This window comes from Actinoplanes sp. NPDC049548 (assembly GCF_040676695.1).
GTDB lineage: Bacteria > Actinomycetota > Actinomycetes > Mycobacteriales > Micromonosporaceae > Actinoplanes.
On the sequence record NZ_JBFAPM010000012.1, the window covers coordinates 97,403 to 123,190 of the forward strand.

Annotated in this window: 23 protein-coding genes; 3 read left to right on the plus strand and 20 right to left on the minus strand. The window is 71.6% G+C overall.

All coding sequences use genetic code 11. The annotated features are described in order from the left end of the window. Positions 1 to 29 precede the first annotated feature (29 nt). The 5 genes from AB0J80_RS23460 to AB0J80_RS23480 all read right to left on the minus strand — a co-directional run bounded on the left by AB0J80_RS23460 (position 30) and on the right by AB0J80_RS23480 (position 5,282). Positions 30 to 1,319 carry an LCP family protein gene (locus tag AB0J80_RS23460; protein ID WP_364708435.1) on the minus strand — a complete coding sequence of 430 codons (1,290 nt, stop codon included), beginning with the start codon at positions 1,317 to 1,319 and terminating at the stop codon, positions 30 to 32. A 188-nt stretch (positions 1,320 to 1,507) separates the two neighbouring features. Then, positions 1,508 to 2,473 (minus strand): NAD-dependent epimerase/dehydratase family protein, encoded by a 966-nt coding sequence (locus AB0J80_RS23465; protein ID WP_364708439.1) that lies wholly within the window; start codon positions 2,471 to 2,473, stop codon positions 1,508 to 1,510. Between the two features lie 71 nt (positions 2,474 to 2,544). Then, positions 2,545 to 4,212 (minus strand): cation acetate symporter, encoded by a 1,668-nt coding sequence (locus tag AB0J80_RS23470; RefSeq protein ID WP_364708792.1) that lies wholly within the window; start codon positions 4,210 to 4,212, stop codon positions 2,545 to 2,547. Beyond that, positions 4,212 to 4,586: a DUF485 domain-containing protein gene (locus AB0J80_RS23475; RefSeq protein ID WP_364708442.1), complete on the minus strand. Its 375-nt coding sequence runs from the start codon at positions 4,584 to 4,586 to the stop codon at positions 4,212 to 4,214. The genes AB0J80_RS23470 and AB0J80_RS23475 overlap by 1 nt, the downstream gene beginning before the upstream one ends. Before the next feature lie 108 nt (positions 4,587 to 4,694). Next, positions 4,695 to 5,282 carry a flavin reductase family protein gene (locus AB0J80_RS23480; protein ID WP_364708794.1) on the minus strand — a complete coding sequence of 196 codons (588 nt, stop codon included), beginning with the start codon at positions 5,280 to 5,282 and terminating at the stop codon, positions 4,695 to 4,697. 106 nt (positions 5,283 to 5,388) lie between these two features. On the opposite strand from AB0J80_RS23480, the gene trpS reads away from it, so the two are divergent. Next, positions 5,389 to 6,414, plus strand: a complete 1,026-nt coding sequence (gene trpS, locus AB0J80_RS23485) for a tryptophan--tRNA ligase (RefSeq protein WP_364708445.1) — start codon at positions 5,389 to 5,391, stop codon at positions 6,412 to 6,414. Here trpS and AB0J80_RS23490 read toward each other — a convergent pair. From AB0J80_RS23490 to AB0J80_RS23545, 12 genes are all read right to left on the minus strand, one after another. After that, the gene (locus tag AB0J80_RS23490) at positions 6,408 to 8,000 is read right to left on the minus strand and encodes an ABC transporter permease (protein ID WP_364708796.1); all 1,593 of its coding nucleotides are present in this window, start codon (positions 7,998 to 8,000) and stop codon (positions 6,408 to 6,410) included. The two genes, trpS and AB0J80_RS23490, sit on opposite strands and share 7 nt — an antisense overlap. Next, positions 7,997 to 8,773 carry an ABC transporter ATP-binding protein gene (locus AB0J80_RS23495; protein WP_364708448.1) on the minus strand — a complete coding sequence of 259 codons (777 nt, stop codon included), beginning with the start codon at positions 8,771 to 8,773 and terminating at the stop codon, positions 7,997 to 7,999. The genes AB0J80_RS23490 and AB0J80_RS23495 overlap by 4 nt, the downstream gene beginning before the upstream one ends. A 92-nt stretch (positions 8,774 to 8,865) precedes the next feature. Further along, on the minus strand, positions 8,866 to 9,627 hold the full coding sequence (locus tag AB0J80_RS23500) for a hypothetical protein (protein ID WP_364708450.1): 762 nt from the start codon (positions 9,625 to 9,627) through the stop codon (positions 8,866 to 8,868). A 92-nt stretch (positions 9,628 to 9,719) separates the two neighbouring features. Continuing rightward, positions 9,720 to 11,345 (minus strand): cation acetate symporter, encoded by a 1,626-nt coding sequence (locus AB0J80_RS23505; protein WP_364708453.1) that lies wholly within the window; start codon positions 11,343 to 11,345, stop codon positions 9,720 to 9,722. After that, positions 11,342 to 11,749, minus strand: coding sequence for a hypothetical protein (locus AB0J80_RS23510; protein WP_364708455.1), 408 nt, complete (start codon positions 11,747 to 11,749; stop codon positions 11,342 to 11,344). The genes AB0J80_RS23505 and AB0J80_RS23510 overlap by 4 nt, the downstream gene beginning before the upstream one ends. Positions 11,750 to 11,794: 45 nt before the next feature. Beyond that, positions 11,795 to 13,453, minus strand: coding sequence for a DUF4173 domain-containing protein (locus tag AB0J80_RS23515; RefSeq protein WP_364708458.1), 1,659 nt, complete (start codon positions 13,451 to 13,453; stop codon positions 11,795 to 11,797). Positions 13,454 to 13,468: 15 nt separating this feature from the next. Next, entirely contained in the window at positions 13,469 to 14,527 is a 1,059-nt protein-coding gene (locus AB0J80_RS23520; protein WP_364708462.1) for an ATP-binding protein, read from the minus strand. Beyond that, positions 14,524 to 15,222 (minus strand): response regulator transcription factor, encoded by a 699-nt coding sequence (locus AB0J80_RS23525; RefSeq protein ID WP_364708465.1) that lies wholly within the window; start codon positions 15,220 to 15,222, stop codon positions 14,524 to 14,526. Before AB0J80_RS23525 ends, AB0J80_RS23520 begins: the two co-directional genes overlap by 4 nt. 415 nt (positions 15,223 to 15,637) lie before the next feature. Continuing rightward, positions 15,638 to 16,378: a LytTR family DNA-binding domain-containing protein gene (locus AB0J80_RS23530; protein WP_364708468.1), complete on the minus strand. Its 741-nt coding sequence runs from the start codon at positions 16,376 to 16,378 to the stop codon at positions 15,638 to 15,640. Positions 16,379 to 16,415: 37 nt separating this feature from the next. After that, the gene (locus AB0J80_RS23535; protein ID WP_364708470.1) at positions 16,416 to 17,627 is read right to left on the minus strand and encodes a histidine kinase; all 1,212 of its coding nucleotides are present in this window, start codon (positions 17,625 to 17,627) and stop codon (positions 16,416 to 16,418) included. A gap of 48 nt (positions 17,628 to 17,675) precedes the next feature. Next, positions 17,676 to 19,235, minus strand: coding sequence for a sugar transferase (locus AB0J80_RS23540; RefSeq protein ID WP_364708798.1), 1,560 nt, complete (start codon positions 19,233 to 19,235; stop codon positions 17,676 to 17,678). Positions 19,236 to 19,430: 195 nt separating this feature from the next. Next, positions 19,431 to 20,291 (minus strand): DNA-formamidopyrimidine glycosylase family protein, encoded by an 861-nt coding sequence (locus AB0J80_RS23545; RefSeq protein ID WP_364708473.1) that lies wholly within the window; start codon positions 20,289 to 20,291, stop codon positions 19,431 to 19,433. A 25-nt stretch (positions 20,292 to 20,316) separates the two neighbouring features. Between AB0J80_RS23545 and AB0J80_RS23550 the strand changes: the two genes are divergently transcribed. Next, positions 20,317 to 21,504: a glycosyltransferase family 4 protein gene (locus tag AB0J80_RS23550; protein WP_364708476.1), complete on the plus strand. Its 1,188-nt coding sequence runs from the start codon at positions 20,317 to 20,319 to the stop codon at positions 21,502 to 21,504. A gap of 14 nt (positions 21,505 to 21,518) precedes the next feature. Here the strand turns inward: AB0J80_RS23550 and AB0J80_RS23555 are convergent, their stop codons facing one another. From AB0J80_RS23555 to AB0J80_RS23565, 3 genes are all read right to left on the minus strand, one after another. Beyond that, entirely contained in the window at positions 21,519 to 22,226 is a 708-nt protein-coding gene (locus AB0J80_RS23555; RefSeq protein WP_364708801.1) for a CDP-alcohol phosphatidyltransferase family protein, read from the minus strand. 226 nt (positions 22,227 to 22,452) lie between these two features. After that, positions 22,453 to 23,514: an iron-containing alcohol dehydrogenase family protein gene (locus AB0J80_RS23560; protein ID WP_364708479.1), complete on the minus strand. Its 1,062-nt coding sequence runs from the start codon at positions 23,512 to 23,514 to the stop codon at positions 22,453 to 22,455. Continuing rightward, positions 23,502 to 24,233, minus strand: a complete 732-nt coding sequence (locus AB0J80_RS23565; protein WP_364708482.1) for a phosphocholine cytidylyltransferase family protein — start codon at positions 24,231 to 24,233, stop codon at positions 23,502 to 23,504. Before AB0J80_RS23565 ends, AB0J80_RS23560 begins: the two co-directional genes overlap by 13 nt. Before the next feature lie 258 nt (positions 24,234 to 24,491). Between AB0J80_RS23565 and AB0J80_RS23570 the strand changes: the two genes are divergently transcribed. Then, on the plus strand, positions 24,492 to 25,586 hold the full coding sequence (locus AB0J80_RS23570) for a PLP-dependent aminotransferase family protein (protein WP_364708485.1): 1,095 nt from the start codon (positions 24,492 to 24,494) through the stop codon (positions 25,584 to 25,586). Positions 25,587 to 25,788 lie beyond the last annotated feature (202 nt).

A 25,788-nucleotide genomic window follows, 5' to 3' on the forward strand; every position in this document is an offset into this window, starting at 1 on the left:
ACCCGCGCCGTTTGCCTGATTCTGCAGAGTCAGCCGCCCGACTGGTTCGACGACTTGGTGATGTTCGCCGCCATCCACTCGCCCATCTTGTCGGCAGCCATCGCGTCGTACATAGCCAAAGCCTTCTCCTTATCCGCCACCACGACGCTCTGACCGGCGATGGTCTCGCTGCCCTTGTTGGGGCTCGTGATGAAGGTGAGGTTCTCGCCCCGCAGGTTGCGGAACTGCAGCGCCATGTCGGTGAGGGAGAAGTCCTGGTCGGCGGTGATCGCCTTGGTGACCGACTTGAGGAAGTCGTTGAGCTTCGCGGGGTTGGTCAGCGTGCCACCGCTGGCCGCCTTGTCCATCAGCGCCTTCAGGAACTCCTGCTGGTGCTGCATCCGGGCGAAGTCACCGCGGGCGAACTGCTTGCGCTGGCGGATCCAGTCGAGAGCCTCCGCCCCGTTCATGTGCATCGTGCCCTTGGTGAACTTCCGGTGCGGCTTGTGGATCGAGGTGATCGACTGCTCCACCTTGAGGTCCACGCCGCCCAGCGCGTCGGTGACCTCTTTGAAGCCGCCGAAGTCGATCGCCAGCACGTGGTCCAGGTGCACGTCGGTCATGCACTCGACGGTCCGCACGGCGCGCGGCAGGCCGCCGAAGGCGAACGCGGCGTTGATCTTGTTGCGGCTGCCGTTGCTGCACTCGGCGTCGTTGGCCGACGGGATGTTCACCCACAGGTCTCGCGGGATCGACACGAGCTGCGCCGACTTGTGGTCCTCGGGGATGTGCATCACGATCAGCGTGTCCGCGCGCCAGGCGTTCTGCGACTCCTTGGTCGCGTCCGGGTCCCGCGAGTCGCTGCCGACCAGCAGGATGTTCAGCGCGCCCTCGACCTCCTTGACCGGCCGGCCGTTCGTGAGGTCCGAGAACGCGTCCGTGCGCTTCAGGTCGTCGTTGAGCCCGTTGGCGTACCCGTAGAGCGAGATCCCCGCGATCAGGCCGATGACGAGGACCGCGGCGCCGGCCACCAGGGCGATGCGGCCCCAGTGCGGCTTGCGCTTGCCCTTGTACGAGCGGCCACCCGGCCTGCCCCCGGGTCCCCGCGGCGGTCCCGACGGGCCACCCGGTCCGCCACCCGCGCCCCGCGGCGGCCAGTCCTCGGCTCCGTCGCTGTACGCGCGTCCGGCGGGCCGGTCGGTGCCGCCGTACGCGCGACCGCCGGCGGGACGCTCACCGTAGGCGCGGCCACCCGAGGGGCGCTCGCCGTAGGTGCGGCCCGAGCCGGGACGGCTGGTGCCCACGCGGCCGGAGGAGCCGGGTACCGAGGCACGGTTCATGGCGCCCGGCATACCCACCGGGCCCGGCACCGAAGCCCGGCCGGCGGGGCTACCCCAAGGGGACGAAGTCGCAGACATGGCTTCAGGTTACGTACCGGCATCCAGGCAAAGCGTGCATCGACACCGGCCCGGCACGAACGGAGGAGACAATTACCGTTCGTGAAACGTTCACTACCGTGGCGAATTACTCACTTCGCGAAGAAGTCGATCGTGCGGCGCAGGCCCTCCTCCGGCCCGACCTGCGGCTCGTAGCCCAGCAGGGTGCGGGCCAGCGTGAGGTCGGGGCGGCGCTTCTCCGGGTCGTCGGCCGTACGCTCGATCAGCTCGATGCGCGAGTCGCTGCCGGCCAGCTTCACGATCAGCTCGGCCAGCTGGAGCATGGTCATCTCGTGCTCGGTGCCGCAGTTGATCGGGCCGGTCTCCGTGGAGTCGAGCAGCAGCAGGATCCCGCGGACCAGGTCGTCGACGTACGTGATCGAGCGGGTCTGCGTGCCGGTGCCGTGCACGGTGATCGGGGCGTTGCGCAGCGCCTGCGAGATGAAGGTCGGGATGGCGCGGCCGTCGTCGGGCCGCATGCGCGGACCGTACGTGTTGAAGATGCGCACGATGGCAGTGTCGAGCCCGTGGAAGCGGTGGTACGCCATCGTCGCCGCCTCGGAGAACCGCTTCGCCTCGTCGTAGACGGCACGCACGCCGATCGGGTTGACGTTGCCCCAGTAGCTCTCCGGCTGCGGGTGCACGGCCGGGTCCCCGTACGCCTCGGAGGTGGAGGCCATCAGGAAGCGGGCGGCGTCCGCGACGGCCCGGTCGAGCAGCGTCAGCGTGCCCGCCGAGCCGACCTTCAGGATCTCCACCGGGAGCTTCGCGAAGTCGGTGGGGCTCGCGGGCGACGCCATGTGCAGGATGGCGTCGAAGCGCTCGGCCATCGCCGGGTGGGCCGGCAGGCCGTCGGTCACATCCGCCTCGATCAGCGTGAACCGCGGCTCCGAGGCGAGGTGGGCGACGTTGTCGGCCGTACCCGTCACGAAGTTGTCGATGGCGACGACCGTGCAGCCGCGGGCGAGCAGGGCGTCGACCACGTGGGACGGCACGAAGCCGGCTCCGCCGCTGACCAGAATCCGATGTCCCTCGCCGAACCGCTGCTGCACCGCCATGAGGGTCACTGTAGGCGACGGGGGCCGACCCGGAACTTCCGGATCGGCCCCCACCCTCTCACCGGCGGTGCTCAGTGCGCTCCGTGGCCGGTCAGCGACCGGACCTCGAGCTCGGCGTACTTGTCGGCGTCGGTCTCCTTGGACAGCACCGTGCCGATCCAGCCGCAGAGGAAGCCGATCGGGATGGAGATGATGCCCGGGTTGCTCAGCGGGAACCAGTGCCAGTCCGAGTCGGGGAACATCGCCGTGGGCGAGCCCGAGACGACCGGCGAGAAGAACACCAGGAACACCGCGGCGACGAGGCCGCCGTAGATGGACCACAGCGCCCCGGACGTGTTGAACCGCTTCCAGAACAGGCTGTAGAGGATCGCGGGCAGGTTGGCCGAGGCCGCCACCGCGAACGCCAGCGCGACCAGGAACGCCACGTTGAGGCTCTGCGCGAAGATCGACAAGACGATCGCGATGGCGCCGATGACGAAGGCGGAGATCCGGGCGACCCGGACCTCGTCCCGCTCGCCGGCCTGGCCGCGCTTGATGACGCTGGCGTAGAAGTCGTGCGCCACGCTCGACGACGACGCCAGGGTCAGGCCGGCCACCACCGCGAGGATCGTGGCGAAGGCAACCGCTGCGATGATCGCCAGCAGCACCGCGCCGCCGGTGTCGCCGCCGAGGTAGGTGATGCCGAGCTGCTGGGCGAGCTGCGGCGCCGCCGTGTTGCCCGCCTTGTCCTGGGCGGTGATCGCCTGCCCGCCCACCATGGCCGCCGCGCCGAAACCGAGGGCCAGGGTGAACAGGTAGAAGGTGCCGATGATGCCGATGGCCCAGAGCACGCTCTTACGGGCGATCCGGCTCGTCGGGACCGTGTAGAAGCGGGTGAGGATGTGTGGCAGGCCGGCCGTGCCCAGCACCAGGGCGATGCCCAGCGAGAGCAGGTCCATCTTGCTGTAGAAGGTCTTCGCGGCGTCGCCGGCCGTCTCGACGCCGTACCGGAGACCGGGTTCGAGGAACGCCGAGCCCTTGCCGGACCGCTCCGCTGCGTCGCCCAGCAGCGACGACAGGTTGAACTTGTAGTGCGCCAGCACGAGCAGGGTCATCACCAGGGCGCCGGTCATCAGCAGGAACGCCTTGACGATCTGGACGTACGTGGTGCCCTTCATGCCGCCGACCACGACGTACACGATCATGAGCGCGCCGACCAGGATGATCGTGGCGATCTTGGCGGTGTCGGCGTCCATGCCCAGGAAGGTGGTGCCGGGCTTGATGCCCAGCAGCAGCGACACGAGCGCGCCGGCGCCGACCATCTGCGCGATCAGGTAGAAGATCGACACGACGATGGTGGAGACGCTCGCGGCGGTCCGTACCGGGCGCTGCCGCATCCGGAACGCCAGCACGTCGGCCATCGTGTAGCGGCCCGAGTTGCGCAGGAACTCCGCGACCAGCAGCAGCGCGACCAGCCACGCCACGAGGAAGCCGATCGAGTAGAGGAAGCCGTCGTAGCCGTACAGGGCGATGAGGCCGGCGATGCCGAGGAAGGACGCCGCCGACATGTAGTCGCCGCCGATCGCCATGCCGTTCTGGAAGCCGGAGAACTGCCGGCCGCCGGCGTAGAAGTCGGTGGCGGTCTTGGTCTGCCGGCTGGCCCAGATGGTGATCGCGAGGGTGATCGCCACGAAGACCAGGAAAAGCGTGATCGTCAGGGTCCGGCTGGTCGAAGTGGTGGCCTCGGCCGCTACGTTGATCACTTCGCCGCCTCCGTGTCGGTCGTGGTGGCCTCCTGCGGCTCACGGGCCGCGGGTACGGCCGTGCCGGCCAGGTCGGCGCCGATCTTGTCGGCGACCGGGTCGAGCTCCTTCGCGGCGTAGCGCGAGTAGTACCAGGCGATCAGGAACGTCGACACGAACTGGAGGAGGCCGAGCACCAGCGCGACGTTGATGTTGCCGACGAGCTTCACGGACATGAAACCGCGGGCGTACGCGGACAGCAGGACGTACAGCGCGTACCAGAGGAAGAACGCGACGGTCATGGGGAAGACGAAGTTGCGCAGCTTGCGGCGCAACCCGGCGAATTCAGCGGACTGCTGGACCTCGACATACCTGTCGTTCGGGGTCGTCAACGGGCTCACCACCTTCGTTAGGGCGGGTCTCCCGGGCACCGTACGAAGCAGTGGCGTCGATCACTGGCCGCCGGTCAGCGGCTGCGCCGAGCGGCAGTCAGCGTGCGCTCATCGGTCGAACTTCCGGTAACGCCCCCGGAAGTGCATCAGCGGTGTGGGCTCCCCCGGACCGGCGACAACGCTCTCGATCGTCGCCTCGACGAGCAGCGCCCACCCGTACGGTCGCTCGCCGTCGAGCCGGCACCCGGCCCACGTGCCGGCGTGCGCGGGAACCGGCCCGTAGTCGGTGTCGACCCAGTCACCGCTGGCGAAGAGGCCGCCCGGGGCCGGCATGAGCCCGGCGAACCGGTCGGCGAGCTGCTGGTCGCCGGGGGCCAGCGGGGTGACGGCGAAGCGCTCGGCGGTGGCGGCGGCGTCCCAGAAGTCGCTCTCCTCGTCGACGAGGCCGAGCACCCGGCCCGGATCGCCGTCGGCGACCAGCACCGAGGAGACGGTGAGCCCGGCCGGTCCCGGAGCGGTCCACAGCGTGACGGGAGCGGCCAGCCGGCCTCGCAGCCGCCGCACCGGGGACCTGTCCTGCTCCGGCGTGGCGAACGGGTCGGACGAGTGGATGTGCCCACCGAACTCTGGATTCACGTGAAACATTCTGCCGCCATCGCGGGTACGCTCGGTGGCATGAGTACCGCGCGCGTGCAGGGCTGGTGGCTGTCCTAGGGACGGCTACCCCATCGCGCTCGGGCCGTCCGTTCGGACGGCCCGTTCTTCGTTTCCCGGGGCCGTCCGCGACCCTGAGGAGACTGAGATGATCACCACCGCCATCCCGCTCGAGGAGCGGATCGCCGCCGCACCCGGAGACTTCCGGGTGCTGACCGGGGACCGGCCCACCGGGCCGCTGCACCTCGGCCACTATTTCGGTACGTTGCGCAACCGCGTGGAGCTGCAGCGCCGCGGCGTCGACATGGTCGTCATCGTCGCCGACTACCAGGTCCTCACCGACCGCGACGTCGCCGACCGGCTGACCGAGACCGTCGACGGCCTGCTGCTCGACTACCTGGCCGCGGGGCTGGACCCGGACCGGACGACGGTCTTCGCGCACAGTGCCGTGCCCGCGCTCAACCAGCTGCTGCTGCCGTTCCTCAGCCTGGTCAGCGTGCCCGAGCTGCAGCGCAACCCCACGGTGAAGGACGAGATCGCGCATTCGCGGCAGAGCTCGGTCAGCGGCCTGATGTTCACCTACCCGGTGCACCAGGCCGCGGACATCCTGTTCTGCAAGGGCAACCTGGTGCCGGTCGGGCAGGACCAGATGCCGCACGTCGAGGTCACGCGTACGGTCGCCCGGCGCTTCAACGAGCGGTACGGGCCCGTCTTCCCCGTACCGGAAGGGCTGCTGAGCGCGGCTCCGGTGCTGGCCGGGACCGACGGGCGGAAGATGAGCAAGAGCAGGGGGAACGCGATCGCGCTGTCCGCCACGCCGGACGAGACCGCGCGGCTGGTCAAGGGTGCGACGACCGATGCGGACCGGCACATCACGTACGAGCCGGAGCGGCGGCCGGGGGTGTCGGGGCTGGTCCATCTCGCGGCACTGTGTATGGACCGGGATCCGCACGACGTCGCGGCCGAGATCGGGAACGCGGGCGCCGCCGCGCTCAAGCGGACCGTCACGGAGGCCGTCAACGAGTTCCTCGCGCCGATGCGGGAGCGGCGGGCGGCGTACGCGAAAGACCTCGGTCAGGTCCGAGAGGTGCTGCGGAGGGGCAACGCCCGGGCCAACGCGATGGCGGACCAGACCCTGGGCGAGGTGCGGGAGGCGATGGGCACGGTCTACTGAGCGGCGCTCACCGTGGCGAGCAGCTCGGGTGCCCGCCTGTCCAGCATCGGGCCGGCCAGGCGGAGCCCGAGGGCGAACGCGGCCGCGCCGTACCCCACCCCGACCGGCAGGCCGATCCACAGCCAGACGTCCCCGAGCAGCAGCGCGCCGAGCTGCAGCGGCGCGGTGAGCAGGGCCGCGCCGAGGAGGGCACCGAAGCTCAGCAGGCCCTTGGCGAGGCCGCCGCCCGACGACATCGCGAACGGGTTGACGGTGTCCGGCAGGGCGTACGCCGCGCGGACCGAGGTCGGCAGCACGATCGCCAGGCCGGTCCCGTACGCCGCCACGAGCGTGCCCACCAGCGCCGGGATGCTGTGCGGCCGGCCCGTCACCAGCCCGACGACGACCGCGATCACGAGCAGCGCGGGTCCGGCGTATGCGGAGAACCCGGCGACCCGGGACGCCAGCTCGACGCGCCCCGGCACCCCGGCCACGACGTCGGCCGCGTAGGCGCTGCCGTCGAAACCGAACTGGTTGGCCAGGTTGACGGCCGCCAACGCGCCGACGAGCAGGAGCATGCCGGTCGGGGCGGCCGCCGAGCCGCTGGCCGCCCCCACGAACGCCGGAAGGAAGACGCCCACCACCCCGAACGTGATCAGGCTGGCCCGCCGGTGGGTCTCGCGCCACCAGTACCGGGCCTCGCGCGCGGCGATGGCGCCGAAGCGGTTCCGGGGCAGCCAGCGGGGAACAAGCTGAGCCACGGGACCACGACTGGTCGCCGCGCGCTGCCGGGGACGCGCGTTCGCCGCCGGGCCGAGCATGGCGCGCTCCACGGTCGTGGACCACCACCACAGCAGCAGACCGATCGAGGCCAGCACCAGCGCCAGCTTGACCGGCACGGCCCACGCCCGTCCGGTGGCAAGGTCGACACCGATGCTGTACGGCGCGCCGAAGGGCGTCCACGCGACCACGTCCGCGACCCGCCCGACCCGGCCCCAGTCCGCGTGCTGCGCCCCGGCCAGCGCCGCCAGCTGCAGCGGCCCGAGCAGGGCGGCGGTGGCGGCGAGCAGCACGGTGGCGAGGTCGCGGGCCCGCCGGCTGCGCAGCGCGGTGGCGAAGGCGCTCGTCACCGCCCGGCTCACCGCGACGCAGAGCAGCAGGCCGGTCGTCACGCCCACCAGCTCGACCAGGGCCGCGGCGACCCCGCCGAGCCGGGCCGCCGCGTGGACCATGCCGAGGGTTCCGGCGAACGTCGCCACCGCCGGCACGCCGGCCAGCGCGGCCACGAACAAACCCTTGATCAACGTACGGCGGGGAAGCGGCAGCAGGGCGAACCGGGCCGGGTCGAGCGACTCGTCCACCCCGAAGAACACGAGCGGCAGGAACAGCCAGCCCAGGACGATCACCCCGCCGCCCAGGGGCAGGAGGACCTCCGCGGCGCGTTGCTCGTCCAGCAGGCCGGGGAGGCTGAAGGCCGCGTACCCGACGACGGCCCAGGACAGGGCCATCAGGGCGCCGAGCACGAACAGGACCACCCGCCAGGTCTGGGACCGCAGGCCGTTGGCGGTGAGGCGGAGTTTCAGGCGTACGAAGTGGCGGGCGCTCACAGCCACGCGAGCTCCGAGCCGGTCGATGTGCGCCCGCCGACCACCTCGACGAACACGTCCTCCAGCGACCGCTCGCCGCGGACCTGCGCCAGCGTGCCGTGCACCCGGATGGTGCCCTCGGCCATGATCGCGACATGGCTGCACAGCCGCTCGACGACCGCCATGACGTGGCTCGAGAAGACGACCGTGCCGCCCCCGGCGACGTACCGGTGCAGGATGTCGCGGATCAGCGCGGCCGAGACCGGGTCGACGGCCTCGAACGGCTCGTCCAGCACCAGCAGCCGCGGCGCGTGCAGCATGGCGCAGGCGAGACCGATCTTCTTCTTCATGCCGGCCGAGTAGTCCACGACCAGCGTGCGGTTGGTCGCGCCGAGCTCGAGGACGTCCATCAGCTCGGCACTGCGCCGGTCGACCACGTCCGCGTCCATGCCGCGCAGGAGTCCGTGGTACGCCAGCAGCTCCGTGCCGGTGAGACGGTCGAAGAGGCGTACGCCGTCCGGCAGCACCCCGATCCGGGACTTCGCCGCGGTCGGGTCGGCCCACACGTCGTACCCGAGGATCCGGGCCTGCCCCGCGTCGGGCCGCAGCAGGCCGACGGCCATGGAGAGCGTCGTGGTCTTGCCCGCGCCGTTCGGGCCGAGCAGGCCGAAGAAGGAGCCGGCGGGGACATCCAGGTCGATCCCGGCAACGGCGACCTTCGCGTCGAACCGCTTGAAGAGACCCTGCAGCGCGAGCGCCGGATCGGCGCTGGAGCGCTGGTGGGGCACGGACATGCCGCGCAACCTACCGGTACGAGGCGGCCCGGGCCACCCCCGTGGGAGGCCCGGGCCGCTGATGTGGGAGGTGGATGGGGTAGTTGGACGGGTTAACCGACCCGTTCGATCACGGCACGGCGAATGAGGAATTTGCCCGCCTCGCGGACCTGCTCGAAGGCGGCGTTGTTCAGCAGGACGCAGCTGCCCGAGGTGCTGGCGACCTTGACCGTGGTGCTCTTGTTGTTGTCCAGGTTGGTCACCTTGAGGGTGGTCCCGATGGGGAAGGTGCCGCTGGACGCGGCCGGCGCGCCGCCCTCGCCGGAGAGGGTGACCGTCGAGCCCTTGCAGACGACCTCACCGGCGCCGCCCTGCGCCGGGGGCTGCGCCTGGCCCTGCCCCTGGCCTTGTCCCTGGCCCTGCGCGGGCGGCTGGGCCTGACCCTGTCCCTGTCCTTGGCCTTGTCCCTGACCCTGCGCGGGCGGCTGCGCCTGGCCTTGGCCTTGGCCCTGCGCCGGGGGCTTGGCCTGGCCCTGACCCTGGCCCTGCGCCGGGGGCTTGGCCTGGCCCTGGCCCTGCGCCGGAGGCCGCGCCTGGACGTCGGCGGTGCAGCCGGCGGCCGCTCGCCGCTGGTTGATCAAGTCCACGACAGCCTGCCGGTTCGCGATCCGGGCCTCGGAGAGCGCGTCGGGGTTGGCCTTCTGCCCGGCGATGAAGGTGAGGTTGTTCTGGAGGGCGGTGTCGAGGCCGGCGCAGCTCTCGCCCGCGCTGCTCATACCCGTGCTGACGGCGAAAGCGCCGCCGGCGAGGGCTGCGGCCGCGACGCCGATCAGCACCTTGCGGGTCCGGCCGGTCATCCTGCTTCTCCGGTACATGCACCGCTCCTTCGTATCGACGAACTGCCCCGTTGCAGCATCGTTATCTACGGAGGGTGGGCCCCGAAGGGTTCAGAAAACTTTCCTAAAAATCAGAGCCGTAGCGACTCGGGTGCGTGCAGCCGCAGCATCGTCGCGCCGATATCCGGGGGTATACGGCGCTTTGTCACCAGCGATCCGGCCACCATCACCGCGAAAGCGAGCGGCACTGTCCACGCGGCAGGCTGGCCGATGAGCTGGGCCGGCCAACCCGTCAGCGGCGGGCCCATGACGGTGAGTAACACTGCGCCCATCGCCGCTCCCCCGCCCGTCACGATGCCGGCCGCCGCCCCGACGTCGGTCAGGCCCCGCCACCAGATGCCCAGCACGAGCAGCGGGCAGAAGCTGGATGCCGCCACCGCGAAGGCCAGCCCGACCACGCGCGAGACGTCCATGTTCGCCACATACACCGACAAAGCCATCGGTACGGCCGCAGCCAGCACCGTCGCCACCCGGAAGTCGCGTACCGACCCGCCCCGCTCGGCGTGCAGCACGTCGGTGAAGACCACGCCCGCCACGCTGGTCAGCAGGCCGGACGACGTGGACAGGAAGGCGGCCAGGGCACCCGCGGTCACCAGGGCGCCGAGGAACTGGCCCAGGTGACCGCCGCCGAGCGCCGCCTCCGGCAGCATCAGCACCACCGCGTCCGTACGCCCCGTCATCAGCAGCTGCGGCGTGTAGATGCGCCCGAGCACCCCGTACAGGGTCGGCAGCAGGTAGAAGAGCCCGACCAGCGCGAGCACGACCAGGGTGGTGCGCCGCGCCGACGCGCCGTCGGGATTGGTGTAGAAGCGGACCAGGACGTGCGGCAGCCCCATCGTGCCCAGGAACGTCGCCAGGATCAGCGAGTACGTGGCGAAGAGGCCGGTGTCGCCGCCCGGCAGCAGCCACGCCGCGTCCCGGTTGTCGTCGACCGTGCTGACCTCGGGCACCCGCTCGCCGGCCGCGAAGGTCAGCTCGTCGCCGGCCCGCACCGTGACGGTGCCGTCCAGCACGGCGTCCTGCTCGACGACGACGGTGGTCACGGCGGAGAAGACCGGGCCGGCCGGGGGCGTGACGGCCGGTCGCCCGTCCGACTGCCACTGCAGGGCCAGGAAGATGACGGGTACGGCCAGAGCCGTCAGCTTGAGCCAGTACTGGAAGGCCTGCACGAAGGTGATCGCCCGCATCCCGCCCAGCGCGACGTTCGCGGTGACGACGAGGCCGACCAGCAGCGCGCCCCACTCGTACCGCCCGCCGGTCACGGTCGTGAACGTGAGGCCGGCGCCCTGCAGCTGCGGCACCAGGTAGAGGCAGCCGATGAAGACGACGAAGACGGTCGCCAGCCTCCGCAGCAGGGGCGACCGCAGGCGCACCTGGCAGAAGTCCGGCAGCGTGAACGCCCCCGACCGTCGTAGCGGCGCCGCGACGAACAGCAGCAGGGCCAGGTAGCCGGCGGCGAACCCGACCGGATACCAGAGGACGTCGACGCCGTACCGCAGGATCAGCCCGGCGACGCCGAGGAAGGACGCCGCGGACAGGTACTCCCCGCTGATCGCGGCGGCGTTCCACGACGGGCTGACCGACCGGGAGGCGACGAGGAAGTCCGAGGTCGTCCGGGCGAACCGCAGGCCGTACGCGCCGATGCCGACCGTGACCAGCACGACCACGACCAGCCCGGGGACGACGTACGGGTTCACGCTTCCGGCCTGCGGATGACGGCCGTGAAGTCCTGCTCGTTGCGCTCGGCCCAGTGCACGTACGCCCACCCCACCCCGACGAGGAACGGGAAGGACAGGACGCCGAGCAGCAGCCACGGCAGGTTGATCCCGAGCACCTTGACCCGGCCCACCGCGGGCGCCACGGCGAAGAGCAGCGGCAGCGCGCCCAGCCCCGCCGCGACCACCAGGCTCAGCCGCACGGCGAGCGCGAGCTGGGCCCGCACCAGGCCCTTGACCAGCGCCTCCCCGACCGGCGTCTGCTCCGCCAGGTCGGCACGCGCCGGGTCCGCGGGCCGTCGCCGGGCCGCGGCCTCGCCCAGCACGACGCGGGTGCGCGAGGGCGGAGGACCCGTCCTGCCCACGGCCCCGGTCTCGTCGGTCATGACCGGCAGTCTCGCCGGTCAGGCGGCAAAGTCAAGGCGGGGCGGTCAGCGTGGTGTCGAGGAGAGGGTCGGGCAGTCGGAGCGGTGCGCGGGCGGGTTCCCGGCGAGCACGTCCCGGGCCCGCGCCCGGGCGAGGTTCGCGCCCCGCCAGTCGTCCGGATCCACCTCCAGGTCCTCGGAGATCGACTCCAGTGCGCAGTCCCGCTGGTAGCCGCGCAACCGGTCCAGGGCCGGCACCGCATCGGCCGACAGCTCCGACAGGTACGCCGTGTCGATGTGCCCGGTCTGCTGGTAGCGCGTCACGTTCCGGTCCGCGATGAGGTGGTCGGGATTCGCCGCGGCCAGCCCCAGCAGGGCGAGCACACCGGCCGCCACGACGGTCCGCGGCAGCCACGCCGCCTTCAGCCGCACGCCGGCACCGAGCACCAGCAGGAACACCACGCCGAGCCACACCTCGCAGACCGCGACCAGCACCCGCAGGCGAGTCAGCCCGTACGTGTCGGCATAGACGTCCATGCGGTGCAGTGCCGACGCCACGATCACGAGGGTGAGCACGGCCAGCGCCCCGAGCACCGCGCGGATCAGCGCCCGGTCGGCGGGCGCCTCCCGTGGAGCCCACCGGGCGGCTCCGGCGAGGACGAGCAGGGTCAGACCGGTGACGATCAGCAGCTGCCAGAAGCCGCCACGGGCGTACTCGGCGTAGGTCAGGCCGTCGGTGTCGAGGACGTGTTCCGACCCTCCGAACAGGACTGTCAACTGGATGCCGACGAAGAGCGCGAAGAGCAGCACCAGCAGCGTCAACGGCACAGCCCACTCGAAGCGGCCGACCCGCCGGCGGCCGCCACCATCCAGACCGGACAGATCCGGCGGGGCCGCTCGCAGGAAGGCGGCAGCGCCCAGGACGCCGACCGTCACGGTGAAGACGAAGATCCAGCGGACGACGGTGCCGGCGTCGACGTCGGGCACGACGGCGCTCACGATGTCGGCGAACGCCGCGTCCGCCGAGGCGAACAGCGAACCGAACACCAGAAGCAGAACCGCCGACACCACCGCGGTGGCGGCGATCCGCGCTCCGTTGCCGCCGTTGTGGCGGGCGGTGGTCGCCCCGCGAGCGAGCCAGGGCAACGCCCGCAGCCCGGCGAACGGTGTCAGCAGGCCCGCCAGCAGCATGCCCCGGGTCGACCGGCCGCCCGCGACGGCGAGGGCACCGGTGACCAGCGACGTGGCGAAACAGAGCAGGAAGAGCCACCCGGCGGCCCGGAAGGTGCCGACGGAGAGCAGCGCGACGGTCGCCGCCGACCAGCCGAAACGGGCCTTGTCCGGCGGCTGGGGCCGCCAGTCCACCAGGGGGCGGGGCGCGGTCGGCGACAGCCTGTCCGGCACGGCCCGCGCGACGACCAGCGCGATCACGCCCGTGACGGCGGTGACCGCCCATCCGATGCCGGGGCGGTCCAGCGGGATGCTCAGCGCCGCCACGACCGCGGCCACCAGGACGGCGGCGACGGTGGCGACCGAGGCCGGGCGACCGGGGCCGGGCCAGCGGCGGCCGAAGACCGACGTGTCGGCCCAGGGCCCGAACAGCGGCGCGACCGCGGGAGCTCCCAGCGGCGGGCGGTAAGGCGGCGGTGGGCTGAGCACGGTCGCGGGACCCGGCGCGGACGGCCGAGCCGGCCGGTCCGGCGGCGGAGGACTGGTCGTGGGCATGGCTTCTCTCCTGCCTCAGGCCGGTTGAAGAGGAAGGGTCACGTGGATGTGGCAGCCGGGCCGGCGCTTCCCGCCGGCCTCCCCCGCGGCGGAGGGGTCGGCCACGGCGATCGTGCCGTGGTGGAGCTGGACCACCCAGTGGGCGATGGCCAGGCCCAGGCCCGTGCCGCCGTCCTGGGCCCGCTCGCCGCGAGTGAAGCGTTCGAAGACACGTTCCCGGTCAGCGAGCGGGATGCCCTCGCCCTCGTCGGCCACGGCGATGCGGACGTGGTCGTCGTGGCGTTCCGCGCGGACCGTCACCGTGCCCCCGGGCGGGCTGTGGCGCGACGCGTTGTCGAGGAGGTTGGCGAAGACCTGGTGCAGGCGCTCGCGATCGCCGGTCAGGTGGATCCGGGGCGTGGTCACCGTGAAGCGGACGTCGTGCCCGGCACCGTCGGCGGTGACGCGAGCCTCGCGGACCACCTCCTCGAGGAAGGCGGCGAGGTCGATGGAGGTCCGGGCCAGCGGCACCACGCCGGCGTCCAGCCGGGAGAGGTCGAGCAGCTCGGTGACGAGGCGACCGAGGCGCTGGGTCTGCGCCAGGGCTGTACGCATGGTCTCCGGCTCCGCGTCCGAGACGCCGTCGACGACGTTCTCCAGCACGCTGCGGAGGGCCGTGATCGGCGTCCGCAGCTCGTGCGAGACGTTCGCGATCAGCTCGCGGCGCTGCCGGTCGGCGGCGGCCAGGTCGGCGGCCATCTGGTTGAACGCCTCGGCCAGCTCCCCGACCTCGTCGCGCGAGGTGGCGCGCACTCGCCGGGTGTAGTCGCCACGGGCCATGGCCTTGGCGGCGACGGTCATCTCGCGCAGCGGCACCGTTGCGCCGTGCGCCATGACCTGCAGCGTGATGAGGCCGAGGGCCACCGCGATCGCGAACCAGGACAGCTCGACCCGGATCCAGTCGAGGCTCCACCAGAAGATCAGCAGTCCCACCCCGCCGGCCAGGCCGAGCGCCAGGGACAGCTTCGCCTTGATCGAGCGCACCGGGTCGAGGGGTCTCGGCAGCCAGCCGAGGAGCCTGGTCAGCAGCCTCACCGGGCCACCTCGAGGGCGTACCCGACGCCGTGCACCGTACGGATGAGGTCGGCGCCGAGCTTGCGCCGCAGGCCCTTGATGTGGCTGTCGACGGTCCGGGTGCCGGAGGCGTCGGCCCAGCCCCAGACGTCGGCGAGCAGGCGCTCGCGGGGCAGCACCGTGCGCGGCCGGGCGGCGAGGTGCACGAGCAGGTCGAACTCGGTCGGCGTCAGATGGGCCTCACGGCCGGCCCGGTGCACCCGGCGCTCCGCGACGTTGATCTCGAGGTCCCCGAGGCGCAGCAGGTCGGGCTCGGGCGCGGGGACGCGGCTCGCCCGGCGCAGCAGGGCGTGCACCCGGGCGGTCAGCTCCCGCATCGAGAACGGCTTGGTGAGGTAGTCGTCCGCGCCGACCGCGAGGCCGACCAGCAGGTCCGTCTCGTCGTCGCGGGCGGTGAGCATCAGCACCGGCACGGGCCGCTCGGCCTGGATGCGCCGGCAGACCTCCAGCCCGTCGAAGCCCGGGAGCATGACGTCGAGGACGACGGCGTCGGGCCGGATCCGGCGGGCGGCCTCCACGGCGCCGGGCCCGTCGGCGGCCAGCGCCACCTCGAACCCCTCGGCGCGCAGCCGCGCGGCGACCGCTTCGGCGATCGTGCGCTCGTCCTCCACCACCAGCACCCGGCGTGCGGGTGACGTTCCCGTGCTGCCAGTCATCTCGCTGCCCTCCAGCACCGCATCCTGCTCAGCGGGCGCAAGGCCGGCGCACCCCCGTGGGCGCCGATCTCCCTGCGCGGAGGCAGCCTATTGACCGGGCGTGCAGGCGCGGGGGTGGAGTTGTGGACAACTTGTGAAGATCAGCGGGGGCCGGATCCCCCCGGTCGCCCTCCCCGATGTGGTCGACCTGCCGGGAGGAAGTGCGCGACCGTCCGTGGATGAGACGAGAACGGCAGGGGGCTCGCCTACTTCGCCACCCCACCGGAACCAGGCGTCCTGGTCGGCACCGCCGGCGGTGGCATGGGCAAGCCCACCCGGCTGCTCGGGGACGGCTGGTGGGTTGTGGAATAGCGAATGCCAGCCTGTGGATAACTCTGGGGACAACGCTGTGGACCTGTGGAAAAGCCTGTGGATGTCAGCGCGTCCAGTCGTTCTTCGCGGCGCGGATCAGCTTGTCCTTGAGCTCCCGGGTGTGGCGGCGGCTGACCGGTAGCTCCGTGCCGTCGATCGTCACCACGTACCCCGACTGGGTGAGCCGCAGCTCCGTGACCAGCCGCAACTGGACCAGGTACGACCTGTGGATACGGACGAAGCCGGCGTCCGCCCAGCGTTCGGCCAGCGTGGCCAGCGAGACCCGGACGAGGTGGGAGGCGTCCGCGGTGTGCAGGCGGGCGTAGTCGCCCTGCGCCTCCACCCAGCGCACCGACGAACGCGGCAGCATCCTGGTCGTGCCCGCCAGCTCCACCGGGATGCTCGGCTCCTCGGCGCGCTTCGCGGGGGCCGGCGGTGCCGCGCGCAGGCCGGCGACCCGGCGCAGCGACTCGGCCAGGCGCTCGGCGCGGACCGGCTTGCGGACGTAGTCGGTGACGCCCAGGTCGAAGGCGTCCACCGCGCCGTCGTCGTACGCGGTGACGAACACGATCGCGGGCGGGCGCGCGAACCGCCGCAGGATCCGCGCGAGCTCCATGCCGTCCAGCCCGGGCATCCGGATGTCCAGGAAGACGGCGTCGACCTCGGTGTCCCGCAGCACCCGGAGCGCCTCGGTGGCATCGCCCGCCCGGTGCACGTAGGCGACCCGGCCGTCGGCGTTCAACAGGTACGCGAGCTCGTCCAGCGCCGGCGGCTCGTCATCCACAGCCAGCACGACGAGGCTCACGCGCGGCCGTCCCGGCGGTCACGGGCGGGCGCGCCGCTCACGCCCGTACCCCTGGGTGGAATTTCGGCACCCGCATGCTCACCTTCGTCCCCGCCCCCGGTGCCGTCTCCACCACCAGGCCGAAATGGTCGCCGAACACCGAGCGCAGCCGCTCGTCCACGTTGGAGAGGCCCACGTGCCGGCCGGCGTCGTCGCCCGTGCCGTTCGCCGCCTCCGCCACGCCCTCGGCGAGCGCCGCCGGGTCCATGCCCACGCCGTCGTCCTCGACCGTGATGTGGCATTCGGCACCGGCGTCCCGCGCCTCGATGCTCACCATACCGACGCCCGGTTTGCGGGACAGGCCGTGCCGGACGGCGTTCTCCACCAGCGGCTGCAGGCAGAGGAACGGCAGGCCGACCGGCAGCACCTCGGGCGCGATCTGGAGCCGGACCTGCAGCCGGTCGCCGAAGCGGGCCCGTTCGATGGTCAGGTAGCGGTCGATCGAGCGCAGCTCCTCCGCGAGCGTGGTGAAGTCGCCGTGCGCGCGGAACGAGTAGCGGGTGAACTCGGCGAACTCGAGGATGAGCTCGCGGGCGCGTTCGGGGTCCGTGCGCACGAACGAGGCGATCGCGGTGAGGGCGTTGTAGATGAAGTGCGGGCTGATCTGGGCGCGCAGCGCGCGTACCTCCGCGCGGGCGAGGCGCTCGCGGGACGAGTCCAGCTCGGCGAGCGCGACCTGCGAGCCGGCCCACCGGGCGGTCTCCATGGTGGCCTGCACCAGCCCGGGCGCCGGCTGGTCGTCCGCCACCGCCACCAGCGCGCCGAGCGCCTGCCCGTCGGCGCCGGTCAGCGGCGTCACCACCGCGCCTCGCACCACACAGTCCACCCGGTCGCACGGCAGGTCGCCGGCACCGAGAACGATCGACCGGTTGCTGGTGACCGCTCGCCGCGCCGCCGCCACCAACTGGTCGGTGTGGTGGCTGCCCCGGCCGTCGGAGGCGAGGCAGGCGGTGCCGTCGCTGACCACCAGGCCGGCCGCGCCGACCAGCCGGCGCAGATGCCGCACGGCCTTGCCGGCCGAGGCGGTGGTCAGTCCACCGCGCAGCGGCTCGGCGGCGAGGGAGGCGGCGTGCAGCACCTCGTACGTGGCGCGCTGGCCGGCCGTGGCGATCCCCCGCCGGGCGCGCAGCCGCAGCACCGCCACCACGGCACCGACCAGGGCGGCGAGCACGGCGACGACGGCTAGGACGCTCCCGGCCTGACCACTCACGCACGCATCCTGACCGGAACGGGAGCCGAACGCCAGGACGGCCGGAGGCTAATAAGCGCCCTTGCGCTTCAAAACCACCCAGATCGTGCGCCACATGATGCTGAGGTCGTAGGTCAGCGACCAGTTGTCCACGTAGTAGAGGTCGAGCCGGACCGCCTCGTCCCACGACAGGTCCGAGCGGCCGGACACCTGCCACAGGCCGGTGATGCCGGGGCGGACCAGCAGCCGGCGCCGCACGTCGCCCAGGTAGTCGCCGTCGTCGGCGGGCAGCGGGCGCGGCCCCACCAGCGACATCTCGCCCTTCAGCACGTTGATCAGCTGCGGCAGCTCGTCCAGCGACGTGGCCCGCAGCTTGTTGCCGAAGGAGAAGATCCGCGGGTCGTTCTTCATCTTGAAGAGCATGCCGTCGGAGTCGTTGAGCTCCTCGAGGCTGGCCTTGCGCTCCTCGGCGTCGACGTACATGGTCCGGAACTTCCAGACCTTGAACGTGCGGCCCTCGTGACCGACCCGGGGCTGGCGGAAGAAGACCGGGCCCGGGTCGGACATCCGGATGCCGATCGCGATGACCGCCAGCACCGGCGCCAGCAGCACCAGGCCGAAGAATGCGACCACGCGGTCCAGCAGGTTCTTGGCGAGCCAGCCGGGGCCGGAGAGCGTGGGCTCCTCGACGTGCAGCAGCGGCAGGCCCTCGATCGGGCGGATGTGCACGCGCGGGCCGGCGATGTCGGTGAGCTGCGGCGCGACCACCAGGTCGACGCCGGTGCCCTCGAGCTGCCAGGCGAGGCGGCGCAGCTCCCCCGGCTCCGCGCTGGCCGAGCCGCACACCGCGATCGTGTCGGCGCCGACCTCACGGACGAGGGTCAGGACGTCACGGGCCGCGTACACGGGAACCGGGGTCTCGATGCCCCGGGCGGACGCGTAGCCGTCGGTGATGGAGATGGCGACGGGGATGAGGCCGGCGGCGGGGCTGCGGGTGACCGCGGTGTAGACCTCCAGCGCCTCCGGAAGGGTGCCCATGAGGATCATCCGGTGCGCGCCGTAGCCGGTCTTCTTGCGGCTCACGTGCAGGATCTGCCGGGCCGAGTAGCGGCAGAAGAGGATGAAGATCAGGGCCGCGGTGGTGACGTAGGCGATGGTCACACGCGAGAGCTGGGTCTTCGTGGCGAACGACAGCAGGGACACGCAGGCCACGACCGTGACGAAGCCGCGGACGACCCGCTTGAACTCCTCGCTGCCCAGCCCCAGGTAGCGCCGGTCGTAGCTGCCGTTGCCCCACAGGATGATCAGCCAGCCGAGCGGCAGGCCGACGAACGCGACCACGAGGAAGATGGTCCGCTGGCCCTGGAAACCGGAGATGGCCTTCTCGATGAAGGTGACGGCCAGCCAGCTGGCGAGCATCGCGGAGAGCAGATCGAGGAGGACCAGGATCGCCGTGTACGGCCGGTGCCAGGTGGACAGCCGCCGGTGGGAACGGGTCCAGGCGGAGCGGGGCACGCCGTTACTGGGCGGCGGCTCCTGCTGCCACTCGAAGCTGTCGTACGGCATGCCGCTCCGGCTCTTGCTGCTACTGGTCGCCGGGCGATGGAGGCTCGTGGTCACCTCGCCTATGTCCTCCCGCATCACGTACCGCCCACACCGAGAACATTACGCACCGCCACGACCCCCGGGGCTCCGGCAAGGTCGCCGATCCCTGCGCGCCGCGGACGAAGCGTGGGACCGGGCCACTATACCGATGGAACGACACAGAAGAAGGGGACGTTGTGGGCGCTTTCCCCCGTGAGACCGCCTACCTACTCTGCGTTACTACCGGATCAACTTGGACAGCCGTCGATCGGCCAGGGGCTTACCACCCGTCTGACAGGTGGCGCAGTACTGAAGGCTCTTGTCGGCGAACGACACCTCCCGCACGGTGTCGCCGCAGACCGGGCACGGCAGGCCGGTGCGGGCGTGCACCCGCATCCCGGCGCGCTTCTCGCCCTTCAGCTCCGCCGCCTTCTGGCCCACCGACCGCGCGACGGCGTCGGTCTCCACCTGCCGCGTCGCCTCGTACAGGGTGGTGAGCTGCTCGTCGGTCAGTTTGCCGGTCAGTGCGAACGGCGACATCTTCGCCACGTGCAGGATCTCGTCCGAGTAGGCGTTGCCGATGCCGGCGAGCACCTCCTGGTCGGTCAGCACGCCCTTGATCTGCCCGTTGCGGCTGCGGATCCGCTCGGCGAACTGGTCCCGGTCGACCTCCAGCGCGTCCGGCCCCAACCGGGACACGCCCGGCACCTCGGCGGGATCGCGCACCAGGTACGCGGCCAGCGACTTCTGGGTGCCGGCCTCGGTCAGGTCGAAGCCGGAGCCGTCGTCCAGGCGTACCCGTAGAGCGATCGGGCCGCTGCCCGGCTTGAGCGGGGCGGGCGACTTGAAGGTGTCGCGGTAGTGCAGCCAGCCCGCGCGGGCCAGATGCACCACGAGATGCAGGTCGTCGCCGAACGAGACGTCCAGGAACTTGCCGTGCCGGCCGGCGCCGGTCACCGCCAGACCCGCCACCGCGCTGGGCGCCGGGTCGTACGTCTTCAGCGCGCTGAACGAGGACACCTCGAAGCGCTCCACGGTATGGCCGACCGCACGCTCCCGCAGGTACGCGGCGAGCGCCTCGACCTCGGGCAACTCAGGCACGCCCCCAACGGTAGCGTTTGTCGCCGTGAAGGTCGTCGTTGCGCACAACCGGTATCGCGAGGCCATCCCCTCGGGGGAGAACGTCATCGTCGACACCGAGATCGCCCAGCTCACCGCGGCGGGCGTCGAGGTGCTGCCGTTCCAGCGCGCCTCGGACTCCATCGCGGACCTGCCGGCGACCCAGAAGGTGCTGCTGCCGGTGTCTCCGATCTTCGGCCGGGCGGCGCAACGGGACCTCGCCGAGCTGCTGCGCCGCGAGCGGCCGGACGTGCTGCACCTGCACAACCCGTACCCGTTGCTCTCACCCTGGGTGGTGCGGACCGCGCACGCCCACGGGGTTCCCGTCGTGCAGACGGTGCACAACTACCGCCAGGTCTGCTCGTCCGGGCTCTACTTCCGCGACGGGCACAACTGCACGGACTGCCGGGGGAAGGTGCTCGGCTGGCCGGCGATCCAGCACAAGTGCTACCGGGGATCGGCGGCCCAGAGCGCGCTGATGGCGACCACGCTGGCCGTACACCGTTCGACCTGGCGTTCGGTGGACCGCTACATCGCGCTCACCGGGCGGATCGCCGCCCACCTCAAGGACTACGGCATTGCGGACGACCGCATCGTCGTCAAACCCAACGCGCTGCCGGACCCGGGCGAGCCGGCCCCGCTGGGCGACGGTTTCCTGTACGGCGCCCGCCTGTCGCCGGAGAAGGGTCTGGCGCTGCTCCTCGACGCCTGGCGGCGGCACCCGGACGGCGCCCTGGGCCCGCTGCGCATCGCCGGGGACGGGGAGCTGCGCCCGCTGGCGGAGAAGGCCGCTGCCGAACGCGCCGACGTGACCTACCTCGGCCCCCTGGACCGGAACGGCATGGCGACCGCCCGGCGTGACTCCGCGGTCGTGCTCGCCGTGCCGACCTGGAACGACGTGCTGCCCACGGTGATCATCGAGGCCATGGCGTCGGGCCGGCCGGTGCTCGGTACGGACGTCGGCGGAATCCCGTACATGCTCGGGCTCGACGGCTCCGAGGCCCCCGCGGGGTGGGCGGTGCGGCCGGACGCCGCCACTCTCGCCGCCGCCCTGCCGGTCGCCCGCGCGGAAGCCACCCGCTTCGCGCCGGCCGCCCGCGACCGCTACCTGCGCGCCTTCCACCCGGATGTGGTCACCCGGCAGCTCATCGACATCTACGAGGGGCTGAAGGTAGACAACCGTCGACGCGTCTGACAGGTGACGCGGTTTCAGCCGCGCAGGGCCTGGCGCCCGGAGAAGGCGATGCTCGCGGCCAGGAAAGCGCCGTTGATCAGCGTGAACGCGCCGATGACGAAGATCATCCACTGGGGAGCGACCGTGAGCACCACGGCGGCGAGAGCGATCACCGCGCCGTAGTCGCGGACCAGCTTGACCACGCGCACCGGGAAGGAGCGGCTGGTCACCATGCTGGCCGCCTGCGAGCCGGTCTGCATCACCGACGTGACCAGGTTGACCATCCAGGTGCCGGCGAACGCCGCCAGCAGCCAGGCCGGGGTAGCGGGAACCTGTGCCTCCGCCGTCGCCGACAGGGCGGCTACCAGGGCGATCTGCGCGGCCACGTCGCAGAGCACGTCGACGCGTCCGCCGGCCGGGCTGGTCTGGCCCGTCACCCGGGCGAGCTGGCCGTCGGCGCAGTCCAGGGCGTACGCGAACTGCCAGCCGACCAGGGCGAGCAGGCCGACCGGCCAGGCCCAGACGCGGTCCTCGGCCACCGGGCCCGCCGCCGCCACGACGATGAACGACACCAGGCAGCTCAGCCCGAGGTTGGCGACGGTCAGCACGGTCGGGGCGAGGCGGCGCTTGTGCGCGAACACCGCGATCCGGGCGCCGATGCGCTGGCTGACCGCCTCGCTGAAGAGCCCGCCGCCGCGGTTGACGGCGTAGTAGTCGGCGGCTGTCGGTGCCGCACCCGCCACCGTGGTGGCGTTCGGTCCGCCCGGTGCGGAGCCGGCGTCGGCCCCTTGGAAGGGCGTGCCGGCGCCGTGACCGGCTTGGCCCGGCGTGCCGGACCCGGAGCCGGGGTGATTGCCGCCCTGGCCCGGACCACCGACGTTGCCGTCGCGGCCCAGAACCCGGCCCGGTCCCGAGCTTTCGGCCGGTCCGCGGCCGGGGATCGGGGCGGACCGGGCGGTGCCCCGGGGGTCAGCGGCCGGCGACGGCATCGACATACTCGGCCAGCTTCCTGCGGATCTCTTCCGGGGACATGGCGAGGTGCTCGAGGATCGTGTAGCGGTCCGGCCGGGTCTTCGGCGCGAACTCCACCACCTCGACGAACTGGTCCGGCTCGAGGCCGACGTCGGCCGGGGTGCGGGGCAGCTGGTGGCGGGCCAGGCACTCCGACATCTGCGTGAAGCGCCGCTCGTCGCCGCGCAGGAACGTGCAGAACAGCGCGCCCATGCCGGCGAGCTCGCCGTGGGACGCCGTGCCCGGGAAGAGCGAGTCGGTGGCGTGCATGATCTCGTGGCAGCCGCCGCTGGACGGCCGGCTGCTGCCGCACACCGCCATGGCGAGACCGCTGGAGATGAGCGCCTCCGCGAGCACGGTGACGAACGCGTCGTCGGTCATGTCGCCCGGCATCGTGAGGACCGCCTCGGCGCCCATGCGGGCCAGTGACGCGGCGAGGCCGTCGACCGGCTCGCCTCGCACCTCGCGGCCCAGCTCCCAGTCGGCGAGGGCGCTGATGTTGCTGATCACGTCGCCGATGCCGGCGCGGTTGACCCGTTCCGGGCCGTTCTCGACGAAGTCCAGGTCGACGATCACCGCGATGGGGATGTGGACGCCGTAGGAGCCCTTGATGCCGTCGTTGATGAGGCTGGCGACCGGTGACGCCACGCCGTCGTTGGCCAGGCTGGTGGCGACGGAGACCATCGGCAGGGCGAAGCGGGTGGCCGCGTATTTCGCCGTATCGACCGTTTTGCCGCCGCCGATGGCCACCACCGCGTCGTAGGCCCGGGACCGGAGCTTGGCGCCGAGCTCGATCGCCGCGTCGAGGGTGCCCCCGGCCGTCATGTAGACGTCGGCCGAGCCCAGTGACGGGCGGATGAGGTCGGCGATCTTCTCGCCCTGGCCCGGGCCGACCACGACCGCGACGTCGCCGCCGGAGGAGATGCGGCCGTCGGCGAGGATGGCGCCGAGGTCGGTCACCGCGCCCCGGCGGACGTCGATGTGCAGCGGGGTCTGGACGCTGCGGGCTAGTAACGGCATGCGATGTCCCTGGCCTTGGTCAGGTCGTCGTGGTTGTCCACCTCGACCCAGGGGATGTCGCCGATGGTCGCCGCGCGGATCTCGCCGCCGCGGTTCGCGTACTCCTGGTAGCCGTCCTCGTAGTAGAGGTTGGGGTCGCGCTCGAAGGTGGTCTTGAGCGCGTCGGCGAGCTCGGCCGCGGCGGACGCCTCGATGATGGTGGCGCCGATGTACTCGCCGAAGGCGTCGGCGGGGTCCATCAGCTTCGTGATCTTCGTGAGCCGGCCATCTTCCGAGAAGATCGTCTTCATCTCCTCGTCAGCCAGCTTCTTCACATTGTCGACAGCGAGGAGAATGCCGGGACCACGGTTGGCGAGGAGGGTCTGCTCGACGCTCACCGGATGCACCGTGTCGCCGTTGACCAGCAGCGCACCCTGCGCGAAGTGATCACGCGCGAGCCACAGCGAGTACGCGTTGTTCCACTCCTCGGCCTTGTCGTTGTGCACGAGGGTGATGGAGACGCCGTACTTCTGCTCGAACGCGTCCTTGCGCTCCTCGACCGCGTTCGCGCAGTAGCCGACGACGATCGTGACGTCGGTGAGGCCGGCCGCCGCCAGGTTGCGCAGCGAGATGTCCATGATCGTGGTCTCCCCGTCCACGGGGACGAGCGCCTTCGGCAGCGTGTCCGTGTACGGACGCAGCCTGCGTCCGGCGCCGGCGGCGAGTACCAGACCGATCATGGGGTGGTTCCTTCCGAGTCGAGGGGGGTGCCTGCCGAGGATAGCGGTGCCTTCATATACCGAGAGTGTGCAGGACCGCAGAGCCATCCTCGGTGATCCGGTGAATGATCGCGCCGGGGTCGGGAAAAGCTTGCGTTGCGGGCAGCGCCGCTGGAAGAAAATGCGGCCGTCGTCGTCCCCGACGAGAGCAGCGGCGACCGGCCGGGGGTCATGGGGCACGAGCAAAAACCCCATAGAGCCTGCTCGTAAGCTTGTGCCATGACCGCTGAGCAGCTGATCTCATTCGCAAGAGGCGCACCCTCCCTGGACATCATCGACGTCGCCGGCCTCAAGGCGGCGGCCGCCCGGGCCTTCGACGCCGATCCGGCCGGGGTGACCGCCTACGGCACGTCCGTCGGCTACATCCCGCTGCGAAAGTGGATCGCGGAGAAGCACGGGGTCGCCCCCGAGCAGGTCATCGTCACCAACGGCTCGCTGCAGGCCGACGCCTTCCTCTTCAACCACCTGATCCAGGCCGGCGACGACGTGGTGGTCGAGAAGCCCACGTATGACCGCACCCTGCTGAGCCTGCAGAACCTGGGCGGCAAGGTGCACCAGGTGACCATCCAGCCGGACGGGATCGACGTCGACGAGCTGCGGGAGCTGCTGCAGAACGGCCTGCGCCCCAAGCTCGCGCACATCATCCCGAACTACCAGAACCCGGCCGGTGTGACGCTGTCCCTGGAGAAGCGGCGGGCGCTGCTGGACCTGGCCGCCGAGTACGGCTTCACGATCTTCGAGGACGACCCTTACGTCGACATCCGCTTCCGGGGCGAGGCGCTGCCGTCGATGCTGTCGATGGACGAGAACAACACGGTCGTGCATGCGTCGAGCTTCACCAAGACGGTGTGCCCGGGTGTGCGCGTCGGCTACCTGGTCGGTCCGGCGGCGTTCATCGACGCGATCGCGAAGAAGGCCACCAACCTGTACATCTCGCCCGGCATGGTCTCCGAGGCGATCGTGCACCAGTTCTGCGTCTCGGGCGACATCGACCGGTCCATCCAGACCGTCAGCACCGCTCTCGCCGAGCGTGCACGGGTTCTCTCGGCGTCGATTCGTCAGCACATCCCGGGCGCGACCTTCACCGAGCCGGACGGCGGCTACTTCCTCTGGGTCGACCTGCCCGAGCAGGTCGACGTGGATGCGCTCTTCCCGGTGGCCATGAAGAAGGGCGTCGCCATCGTCAAGGGCAGCGACTTCCTGCTCGACGGCGGCAAGCACTCCGTACGCCTGGCCTTCTCGGCCGTGACGGTGGACCAGATCGACGAGGGTGTGCGCCGCCTGGCCGAGGCGATCGCGGAGACGCGCGCCTGATACCTGGCCGAGTGTCGGGTTTCCGACAATGTGAGTTGAACGCCGGTTCTGGGTTTCCGCCCGGACCGGCGTTCGGCCCACAATGCTTGCGTCGCGCTGCATGGACATGCGGTGCGACGTGTGGACACCCACCCCGCCCCCCGGCGCCGGGCGGGCCGCTCGCACCCTTCACCCCCCCGAAATGCGGCCGGTCCGTCCGGCG

Bases quoted from the DNA above. Each gene is read 5' to 3' on its own strand.
- AB0J80_RS23460 (WP_364708435.1), bottom strand. From the start codon at position 1,319: ATGAACCGTGCCTCGGTACCCGGCTCCTCCGGCCGCGTGGGCACCAGC.
- AB0J80_RS23465 (WP_364708439.1), bottom strand. From the start codon at position 2,473: ATGGCGGTGCAGCAGCGGTTCGGCGAGGGACATCGGATTCTGGTCAGC.
- trpS (WP_364708445.1), top strand. From the start codon at position 5,389: ATGATCACCACCGCCATCCCGCTCGAGGAGCGGATCGCCGCCGCACCC.
- AB0J80_RS23495 (WP_364708448.1), bottom strand. From the start codon at position 8,773: ATGTCCGTGCCCCACCAGCGCTCCAGCGCCGATCCGGCGCTCGCGCTG.
- AB0J80_RS23500 (WP_364708450.1), bottom strand. From the start codon at position 9,627: ATGTACCGGAGAAGCAGGATGACCGGCCGGACCCGCAAGGTGCTGATC.
- AB0J80_RS23510 (WP_364708455.1), bottom strand. From the start codon at position 11,749: ATGACCGACGAGACCGGGGCCGTGGGCAGGACGGGTCCTCCGCCCTCG.
- AB0J80_RS23515 (WP_364708458.1), bottom strand. From the start codon at position 13,453: ATGCCCACGACCAGTCCTCCGCCGCCGGACCGGCCGGCTCGGCCGTCC.
- AB0J80_RS23525 (WP_364708465.1), bottom strand. From the start codon at position 15,222: ATGACTGGCAGCACGGGAACGTCACCCGCACGCCGGGTGCTGGTGGTG.
- AB0J80_RS23560 (WP_364708479.1), bottom strand. From the start codon at position 23,514: ATGCCGTTACTAGCCCGCAGCGTCCAGACCCCGCTGCACATCGACGTC.
- AB0J80_RS23565 (WP_364708482.1), bottom strand. From the start codon at position 24,233: ATGATCGGTCTGGTACTCGCCGCCGGCGCCGGACGCAGGCTGCGTCCG.
- AB0J80_RS23570 (WP_364708485.1), top strand. From the start codon at position 24,492: ATGACCGCTGAGCAGCTGATCTCATTCGCAAGAGGCGCACCCTCCCTG.